Below are 9,264 nucleotides of genomic sequence, written 5' to 3' on the forward strand. Positions count from 1 at the left end.
GCCGCCGCGACCGCGCTCGCGAGGAGGAAGGCCGCCGGCTGCTCGTGCATCACGTCCGGGTCGTACCAGCCCCAGTCGCGCGCGCCGCGGACGAGGAAGCCGTGCAGCAGGTAGCCGTACAGGGTGCCCGCGCCGAGCACCGTGAACCAGGTGCGGCGGCCGGGCACCAGGGCGAAGAAGCACGCGGTCAGCAGCAGCGCGCAGCCGAACAGGACCCCGGTCATCACCACGCCCGTCCACCACGGCTCGCCCAGCTCCTGGGCGCTGCCCTTGTGGTAGAGCCACACGTGGTCCATGCGCGGCGCCGCCCAGTACGCCACGAGCAGGGCCGCCGCGAACACCGGCACGGCCGCCAGCCGCACCGCGCGGCGGCGGACCGCCGCGACATGCCCTTCCGTCAGCGTCAGGCCCAGCACGAAGAACGGCAGGAACTGGAGCACGCGCTGGAGCTGGAGGTCGCCGCCGAGGGAGGGCGAGACGGAGCCGAGCGCGGCGACGGCCAGGGCGACGGGCACCGGCCACCGCAGGGCCTTCCACAGCGGCACGGTGAGCCGCCAGATGAACAGCGCCATCAGGAACCACAGCAGCCAGCGCGGCTCCAGCAGCGGGAGGTAGGTGTCCCGGTCGTCCTCCAGCCACCGCAGGAAGAGCGTGTAGGCGGTCTGGAAGATCAGGTACGGCACGAGGACGCCGGTGATCAGCCGCCGGACCCGGTCGGCGCGCCCGTCGAAGCCGCGCGAGAAGTACCCGGCGATGACGATGAACGCGGGCATGTGGAACGCGTACACCGCCATGTAGACGGCCATGACGGTGCGCGAGCCCTCGCGCAGCGGCTCCCAGGCGTGGCCGAGGGCGACCAGCACGATGGCCAGGTACTTGGCGTTGTCGAAGAACGCGTCGCGCTCCCCGGGGCCGCCGGAGCCGGTCGCGGCGCCGGCTCCGGTGCCGGTCGCGCTCTGGCTGGGCAGGGCGACGGCGGGGGTGTCCGTGAGCTGCCTGGAGTGGGTCACCCAGGCACCTTAACGGGAGATGACGTCCCGGTGTCGCCGCGGGGGACGACGGGGGCGGGGAGCAGACTTGGCCCCATGAGCCGGACTGTGCACACCCCCGCGGGGGACGCCCGTATCACCTGGCACGCCGCCGCGGCGGCCCGTGTCGTGCTGGCCCTGGGCCACGGCGCGGGCGGTGGCGTCGAGGCGCCCGATCTGCGGGCGCTGGCCACCACCCTGCCCGCCCGGGGCATCACCGTCGCCCTGGTCGAGCAGCCGTGGCGGGTGGCGGGGAAACGCCTCGCCCCCGCGCCGAGGACGCTGGACGCGGCGTGGACCGCGCTCTGGCCGGAGCTGGAGAAGGCGGGCCTGCCGGTGGTGGCCGGCGGGCGCAGCGCCGGGGCGCGGGTGGCGTGCCGGACCGCGCGCGAGACCGGGGCCCGCGCGGTGCTGGCGCTGTCGTTCCCGCTGCACCCCCCGGGGAAGCCGGAGCGGTCGCGGGCGGAGGAGCTGCTCGGCGCCGGGGTGCCGGTGCTGGTGGTGCAGGGCGGCCGGGACCCGTTCGGGCGGCCCGGGGAGTTCCCGTCCGGCACGGAGCTGGTGGAGGTGCCGGACGGGGATCACGGCTTCGCGGTCCCGAAGTCGGCGGCCGTGACGCGCGAGGAGGCCCTGGCCGCCGTCGTCGGGCCGGTCGGGGACTGGCTACTGCGGCACGGCCCGGCCTGAGGGACTGCCCGGCACGCGCGGTATGGGCAGCTCCGCGGCGGAGTCGCCGTCGTGCAGCCGCGCCTGGCGGGCCCGGCGGGCGTCGGACGCCGCGCACAGGGCGCGCACCGCCTCCTGGAAGCGGACCATCGACGGCGGCTCGGACGGCCCGAGCAGGTACTCCTTGAGCGCCGCCCGCTCCGCCGCCAGCGTGTCGCGGGCCGGGTCGAGGACCGCCTCCAGCAGCGCCGGGATGCCCGCCCCGTCCGGGGTCAGCACGGTGGCGGCCCGGACCGTGGGGTTGGCGGCGCGGAACTCGGCCTCGGACAGGCCGCTGGTGTTGACGACGGCGTACGGCTTGGCGCCCGCCAGGAAGTCCGCGACGACGCTGGAGACATCGGAGATCAGCACGTCGGCCTGGTTGAAGCAGGAGTAGATGTCGGGACGGGGGCCGGTGAGCACCAGGTGGGCGCGGGGCGGCTGGGCGGCCCAGAACGCCGCCCGCCACGCCTCGGCGGCGGCCTCCACCGCCTCGGCGCGGCCCGGCTCGGGCGCGGTCTGTCGCATCATGCGCTCCATCTCGTCCGCTCCCGGGCGGAAGGCGCGGGCCGTCAGCGCGTCCAGCTCCTCGGTGCGGGCGGCCAGCTCGGTCAGGAGGCGGGCCTGCTCGGCGGGGCCGCGCCCGTCGGCGGGCACGGTGACGCCCAGCGTCCCCGGCGCGGGCGCCGCGGGGTCCGCCTCCGCCGCACCGTCCAGGGGCGGTGCGGCGAGCGCGCCGCGCTCGGCGGCGGGGCCCCGGGCGGGTACCCCCGCCGGCCGGCCGGTGCCGCGCGGCGCGGCGGCGGCGTTGGCCTGCTCGATCAGGGCGCGGATGCGCTCGTCCGCCTCGCCCGCCCGAGGGTTCACCGAGCCGGTCATCGGGTGCGGCTTGTACAGCAGCCGCACGCGGGGATCGGCCAGCAGGGCCCGGACAATCTTCTCGCCGGCCAGCAGCACGGAGGTGTTGCCCGGGTCGTCGGTCCAGCCCTCCCAGGTCGGCGCGTACAGCACGGTCACCGGCCCGGCCGGGTCGGGCGGGCCGTCGGCGGGCCGGATCGGCGCGAGCTGCGGGCGGCCGACCTCGACCACGTCCCGGTCGTCCACGCCGACGTCCGCGAGGGCGTACCGCTTCCGCGCGGCCGGGCCGGCGACCCACACCTCGTCGTAGACCTTGGCGTACGGGTTGCAGCTCGACAGCTTGTCGCTCTCGCCGTGGTTGGTGAAGGCGTGCTTGATCGTCGGGATGCGCAGCACCTGCGAGGTCTTGGGGGCGTTGGCCGGGTGCAGCAGCATCTTCAGCGTGGACTGCTCCAGCAGCATCAGGTGCGCGACCTTCGGCAGGCACACGATCGGCACGTCCGTCGCGGCGATCTGCTGCACCATGGGGCGCTCGCGCAGCACGACCAGCGGGCGGGCGTCCAGTGCGGCGAGCGTGGAGAGCCACATGTTGGCCTGGTACGCGGTGCCCGAGCCGCCGGAGAAGTACAGGCCGACGTCGGGCCGGTGGGCCGCGAGCCAGCGCCGGAACCACTCCAGCGTCGTCTCCTCGTCCGGCGCGCGCTTGCCCGACAGCAGCCACGTCGCCAGGTACGCCGTGCCGCCCGCGAACAGCGCGAAGGAGACGGCGACGCCGAGCAGGCCCCAGACGGTGCGGTCGGTCAGCGCGGTCGCCAGCACCCCGGCGGTGGCGGGCACGGCGAACAGCGGCATCCGGCGGCCGGGGCGGATCAGCGGCCGGGGCGGGGCGGGGGACAGGCGCAGCTCGGTGGTGTCGATGTTCCGCGTGACGATCGGCAGGGTGCGGGAGCGGCGGACCAGCACGCCCAGCGCGCGGCACAGGAAGTGCGCCCCGTAGCAGGCGAGCAGGCCGCCGACGAGGGTGAGGCGGGCGGTCGTGGCCAGCCCGGAGAGGTGGGCCAGGCCCACGACGACCAGCAGGTCCCGCAGGAGCTGTCTGACGGCCTCGTCGCAGTGCAGCCGGGTCAGCAGCGCGAGGATGCCGGGCTGCCGGCGGCGCAGCGCGAATTCGAGCACGACGCCGGCCGCCGTCGCGGCGCACAGCAGCGGGGCGTTCGGCAGGAGGGCGCCGACGAACTGGAGGAGGAAGACGCACAACAGGGCGGCGAGCGCGGTCCATTGCGCGCCACGACGAAGCGACGGTCCCGCAGGCACAGTGAGGCTCCGGATCGGGGTGGTGGTGGGGGAGGGGGAAGTGTCACCCGGCATACGGATATGTGCTGGTCCAGCACCGAGCGTAGGCCGGACGGCCCCGGCCGGCAATCGCCGCGGGGCGGGGGTGAGGGGGGTGACGGATGCGCCTATATGAGGGAGCGGCCCATCGGCGCGGTGGCATACATTACGGACGGCAGTCCGGTATGGCCGGGAACGAACGAACGCAGGGGTACCCCGGTGAGCGCAGTGGTACGGCAGGACGTCGTCGACGCCCGCAGGATCGTCGTCAAGATCGGCTCATCCTCGCTGACCACCGCGGCCGGGGGGCTGGACGCCGACCGGGTGGACGCACTCGTCGATGTGCTGGTGAAACAGGACGGAAGGCAGATCGTACTGGTTTCCTCCGGCGCCATCGCCGCGGGCCTCGCGCCGCTGGGCCTGCCGCGCCGCCCGGCGGACCTCGCGCGGCAGCAGGCCGCCGCCAGCGTCGGGCAGGGGCTGCTGCTGGCCCGCTACACCGCGTCCTTCGCGCGCTACGGCCGCCGCGTCGGCCAGGTGCTGCTCACCTCCGACGACACCCGCCGCCGCGCGCACTACCGCAACGCGTACCGCACCCTCGACCAGCTCCTGGCGATGGGCGTGGTGCCGATCGTCAACGAGAACGACACCGTGGCCACCGACGAGATCCGCTTCGGTGACAACGACCGGCTCGCCGCGCTCGTCGCGCACCTGGTCCGCGCCGACCTGCTGGTGCTGCTCTCCGACGTCGACGGCCTCTACGACGGCGACCCCTCCCGCCCCGGCGCCCGGCTGATCGGCGAGGTCACCGGGCCGGCCGACCTGGAGGGCATCACGCTGGGCCGCCCCGGCAAGGCGGGGGTGGGCACCGGCGGCATGGTCACCAAGGTCGAGGCCGCCTCGATCGCCACCGGCGCCGGCGTGCCCGTCGTGCTGACCTCCGCGAGCCGGGCCGCCGACGCCCTGTCCGGCTCGTCCGCCACCGGCACGTACTTCCGCGCCACCGGCCGCCGTTCCGCCGGGCGCCTGCTGTGGCTGGCCCACGCCTCCGCGCCGCGCGGCTCGGTCACCCTCGACGCCGGGGCCGTCCGCGCCATCACCGAGCGCGGCAGCTCGCTCCTCCCGGCCGGGATCACCGGCGTCGAGGGCGACTTCGCGGCCGGCGAGCCCATCGAGCTGCGCGACGAGGCGGGCCGGGCGGTGGCGCGCGGCCTGGTCAACTTCGACGCCAGGGAGATTCCCCGGCTCATCGGCCGCTCCACCCGCGAGCTGGCCCGCGAGCTCGGCCCGGCCTACGAAAGAGAAGTCGTCCATCGCGATGACCTGGTGCTGCTGCGGGCATAGTCCAGGGGGCGAGCCCCCGCGACGACAGGCGGCCGGACCGGTGCCGGAGCTGTGAAAGACCAGTCTTTCCACGGAAGGTTCCGGGAAACGGCCGCGCCGCGGCGCGCGAGCTGGTCAACTTTTGAGTGAGGTCGCGCCCGCACCGAATCCCGCACCGCACCAGCACCATGTCAGGAGGCCGCCGGTGAGACGACTGGCCAGCGTCGGACCCTCCGGGGGACCACAGCCGCGCGAGGAAGCCGCCCGCGAGACGCCCCGGCTGTGGCACATCACGCTCAGCGTGGCGGGCGAGGCCGCGCCGCTGCAGGACGTCCGGCGCGCTCTGGAGAAGCTCGCCGACGACCACCCGTTCCTCCTGACCAGCCGCTACGCCCGCGACCACGCCGAGATCAGGTACTGGGAAGAGGCCCGCGACCTGCACGACGCGGCGGCCGTCGCGCTGCGGCTGTGGGGCGAGCACCGGCGCACCGCGCAGCTGCCGCCGTGGGAGATCGTCGGCCTGGAGGTCATCGGCCGCGAGACGTACCACCAGCGGATCGCCGAGGGATACGGGCCGCCGCCGGCCGTCCCGGTGGGCGTGCACCCGTTCTGACCGGGGCGGCGCCCGTTCCGTGGTCCGCCGCGCGGCGGCTACGCTGAAGGGCATGAGCAGTTCCGCGGACACCACCGGCACCACCGGCACCTCCCCCGTCATCGCCACCGCCCGCCGGGCCAAGGAGGCCGCCGCCGCGCTGGCGCCGCTGCCGCGCTCGGCGCGGGACGCGGCGCTGGCGGCCATCGCGGACGCCCTGGAGGCGCGCGCCGGCGAGGTCGTCGCGGCCAACGCCGAGGACGTCGCCAAGGCCCGCGCGGCCGGCACCTCCGAGTCGATCGTGGACCGGCTCACCCTCACCCCGCGGCGCGTCGCCGCCATCGCCGCCGACGTGCGCGACGTCGTGGCGCTGCCCGACCCGGTCGGGGAGGTGGTACGCGGCTCCACGCTGCCCAACGGCCTGGAGCTGCGGCAGGTCCGGGTCCCGCTCGGCGTCGTCGGCATCATCTACGAGGCCCGCCCCAATGTGACGGTGGACGCCGCCGCGCTCTGCCTGAAGTCGGGCAACGCCGTGCTGCTGCGCGGCTCCTCCTCGGCCTACGCCTCCAACACCGCGCTGGTCGCCGTGCTGCGGGACGCCGTGGAGAAGGCCGGACTGCCCGCCGACGCCGTGCAGTTGGTGCCGGGCGAGGGCCGGGACGCGGTGCACGAGCTGATGCGCGCCCGCGGCCTGGTCGACGTGCTGATCCCGCGCGGCGGCGCCTCGCTGATCCAGACCGTGGTGAACGAGTCGACCGTCCCCGTCATCGAGACCGGCGTGGGCAACTGCCACGTGTACGTGGACGAGTCGGCCGACCTCGACATGGCCGTGGACATCCTCGTGAACTCCAAGGCCCAGCGGCCCAGCGTGTGCAACGCGGCCGAGACCGTCCTGGTGCACGCCGGCATCGCGGACCGCTTCCTGCCGCGCGCCCTCGCCGCGCTCACCGCCGCCGGGGTCACCGTGCACGGCGACGAGGCGTGGCGGGCGGCCGGCCGGGACGCGGGCACCGAGGTCCTCCCCGCCACCGACGAGGACTGGGCGACGGAGTACCTGAGTTACGACATCGCCGCCGCGGTGGTGCCCGACCTGGACGCGGCGGCGGCCCACATCCGCCGCTGGACGTCCGGCCACACGGAGGCCATCGTCACCAAGGACACGGCCGCGGCCCGCCGTTTCGTGTCGCTGATGGACTCCACGGCCGTGATGGTCAACGCCTCCACCCGTTTCACGGACGGCGGCCAGTTCGGCTTCGGCGCCGAGATCGGCATCTCCACGCAGAAGCTGCACGCCCGCGGCCCGATGGGGCTGCCCGAACTCACCTCCACCACCTACGTGGTCACCGGGGACGGGCACATCAGGAACTGACGCGCGGCCCGCCGACGATATCCGGATGGCCCTCCCCCTGCGGACGCATTGCGCCTACGCTGGGAAGCGTGCCGGACGACGTGGGGGGCCAGCCGTTCCCGAACGGTGAAGGGCCCGACAGCCATGACCTCGGGGCAGCCGAGGAGGTGTTCGCCTCCGTGGTGCTCGACGAGGCGTTCGTCGAGGCCGCCAGGATCCACGAGCCGACCGCGGCCGAGCGGATCCTCTACGCGGCGATGGAGCGGGCCGAGTCCGAAGTCTCCGGGGAGATCGGGTTCTACCGGGACCCGGACCTCGACCCCGGCGCCTCCGACGGGCTGGGCGGCTTCGACGGCGACGACGACGCGGACGACGAGGGGCGGTTCGACCGCTCCGACTACACCCGCTACCTGCCGGACGCCGACGACGAGGACGACCCGGACGACGCCGCCGACGACGCGCGCGGGCCCGGGTTCGGCTCGTTCACCGCGTACGGCGGTCGCGACCCGGACGGGATACGCGGCCCCGGCGGGGAGCCCGGGCCTCCGGCGGCGGCCTGGCGGCCGTCCCCCCGGCACCGCGCCCCCCGGCACCGCGGCGGTCCCGGCGGCCTCGGGAACCGGTGGCAGCGGCCGGTGGCGTGCGTGCTGGCCATGGTGATGGGCATCAGCGTCATCGCGTTCGCGCTGATAGCCATCCAGCGCGCCGGCGCGGCCCAGCCCCGCGTGCCCGCGATCCCCTCGAACGCGCCGGCCGGCGAGCCGGAGGGGGACGGCGGCGGCCGGACGACCCAGGACACCGATACGGACACGGACCCGGCCGGCGACGGCCCGCTGCCGTGAATTGCCTGCCCGGGAGGACTGTTTACGCCCCCGTCCGCGACCTACGCTAAAAGGGTGGCCGGGCGAAGTGACCCCCCAGACGGGGCTCCCGGGGGCACTCCGGGAGCCGGGGACGAGGAATACCAGTCGACCGTTTTCGACGAGGCGTTCGTCAGAGCTGCGCGGCTGCAGGAATTCTCCGCGCAGGAGCGGCTGGAGGACCACACCACCGCCGTGCGGCGCCGACTTCCCGATTCCGTCCCCGGATTCGGCCGGACGGTGCCCAAACAGGGCATCGCGCTCGGGCTGATCGTGCTGCTGGCGTTCGCCGCCGCGATCTATCTGGGCGCGGCCAACCCGTACGAGACGAACCACACCATCCGCGCCGACCCGCCCACCGGCAGCCTGGTGGCGCTCGCGCCGGAGGGCGAGGTGCCCGGGTCGGCCGACGCCGAGGCGCTGTACGCGGCCGGACCGGCCGGCGAGTACGGCGCCGGGGCCGGGGGAGTGCGGCTGCCCGACCCGCGCGCCACGGCGGACTTCTCGCGCGAGCAGGTGCTCACCGCGCTGACCCTCGCCAAGGAGTACGTGGTGGCCAGCGCACTCACCCCCAACGTGCTCGCCGGGGCCACCACCGTGCCGGTGCGCGAGCTGCTCGGACCGGAGCAGCAGCGGCAGTTCGACAGCGCGCTGGGCGGGCACGACCCGCACTCGGACGCCACCGACTGGCTGATCCGCTTCGACGCCGACGAGGCTCTGCTCGCCGACCCGCAGGCGCGGGTGACCGGCGACTTCACGGTCACCCAGGTCACCGAGGACATCCTGCAGGTCGACGGCCGGCACGTCTTCGTCTACGCGCTGCGCCCGCCGGGCGCGCTGGACACCGAGGCGGCGCTGTTCACGGTGCAGCGGCTGGTGCGCTTCCAGTTCGGCAAGGAGGAGCTGCGCGACCGCCACGTGGTGGTGCGGCAGACGGAGACCGTGGCCGGGCCGATGGACTGTGCCGCCGACGCCTCCGCCGTGCTCACCCCGCTGCTGGCCGGGCAGCGCGCCGCGCAGCAGCCGCCCGCCGCGTTCGACCCGTACGCGCTGGACGGCGAACCGGTCGCGCCGTGCGGCACGTTCCCGGCGGAGGACCTGGCGGTCCCGGAGAGCCGCTGACGGCGGGGTCCGGCGCGGGGGGCAGCCGGGCGGCGCCCATGGCGACGGTGATGCCGCCGTCCCGCTCGAAGCGGACCCGGCGCACCCCGGCCCGGG

The 9,264-nt window shown here is 75.3% G+C and carries 8 protein-coding genes; 6 read left to right on the forward strand and 2 right to left on the reverse strand.

Features of this window, described 5'->3' with window-relative positions:
• A partial coding sequence (locus tag ACSNOC_RS25670) for an acyltransferase family protein (RefSeq protein WP_436749954.1) occupies positions 1-1,010 on the reverse strand: 1,010 nt, incomplete at its 3' end.
• Positions 1,011-1,085: 75 nt separating this feature from the next.
• Here ACSNOC_RS25670 and ACSNOC_RS25675 point away from each other — a divergent pair.
• Complete coding sequence (locus ACSNOC_RS25675) at positions 1,086-1,715, forward strand: alpha/beta hydrolase family protein (protein WP_436749955.1); 630 nt, start codon at positions 1,086-1,088, stop codon at positions 1,713-1,715.
• Here the strand turns inward: ACSNOC_RS25675 and ACSNOC_RS25680 are convergent.
• On the reverse strand, positions 1,692-3,959 hold the full coding sequence (locus ACSNOC_RS25680; RefSeq protein WP_436749956.1) for a hypothetical protein: 2,268 nt from the start codon (positions 3,957-3,959) through the stop codon (positions 1,692-1,694). The two genes, ACSNOC_RS25675 and ACSNOC_RS25680, sit on opposite strands and share 24 nt — an antisense overlap.
• A gap of 183 nt (positions 3,960-4,142) precedes the next feature.
• Between ACSNOC_RS25680 and proB the strand changes: the two genes are divergently transcribed.
• The 5 genes from proB to ACSNOC_RS25705 all read left to right on the forward strand — a co-directional run bounded on the left by proB (position 4,143) and on the right by ACSNOC_RS25705 (position 9,168).
• Positions 4,143-5,267, forward strand: a complete 1,125-nt coding sequence (proB, locus tag ACSNOC_RS25685; RefSeq protein ID WP_436749957.1) for a glutamate 5-kinase — start codon at positions 4,143-4,145, stop codon at positions 5,265-5,267.
• Between the two features lie 121 nt (positions 5,268-5,388).
• On the forward strand, positions 5,389-5,859 hold the full coding sequence (locus tag ACSNOC_RS25690) for a hypothetical protein (protein ID WP_436749958.1): 471 nt from the start codon (positions 5,389-5,391) through the stop codon (positions 5,857-5,859).
• A gap of 52 nt (positions 5,860-5,911) precedes the next feature.
• Entirely contained in the window at positions 5,912-7,207 is a 1,296-nt protein-coding gene (locus tag ACSNOC_RS25695; protein ID WP_436749959.1) for a glutamate-5-semialdehyde dehydrogenase, read from the forward strand.
• Positions 7,208-7,275: 68 nt separating this feature from the next.
• Entirely contained in the window at positions 7,276-8,028 is a 753-nt protein-coding gene (locus tag ACSNOC_RS25700) for a hypothetical protein (protein ID WP_436749960.1), read from the forward strand.
• Positions 8,029-8,082: 54 nt separating this feature from the next.
• Complete coding sequence (locus ACSNOC_RS25705) at positions 8,083-9,168, forward strand: hypothetical protein (RefSeq protein ID WP_436749961.1); 1,086 nt, start codon at positions 8,083-8,085, stop codon at positions 9,166-9,168.
• Positions 9,169-9,264 lie beyond the last annotated feature (96 nt).

Source organism: Streptomyces sp. URMC 129 (genome assembly GCF_051386415.1).
Taxonomy (GTDB): Bacteria; Actinomycetota; Actinomycetes; order Streptomycetales; family Streptomycetaceae; genus Streptomyces.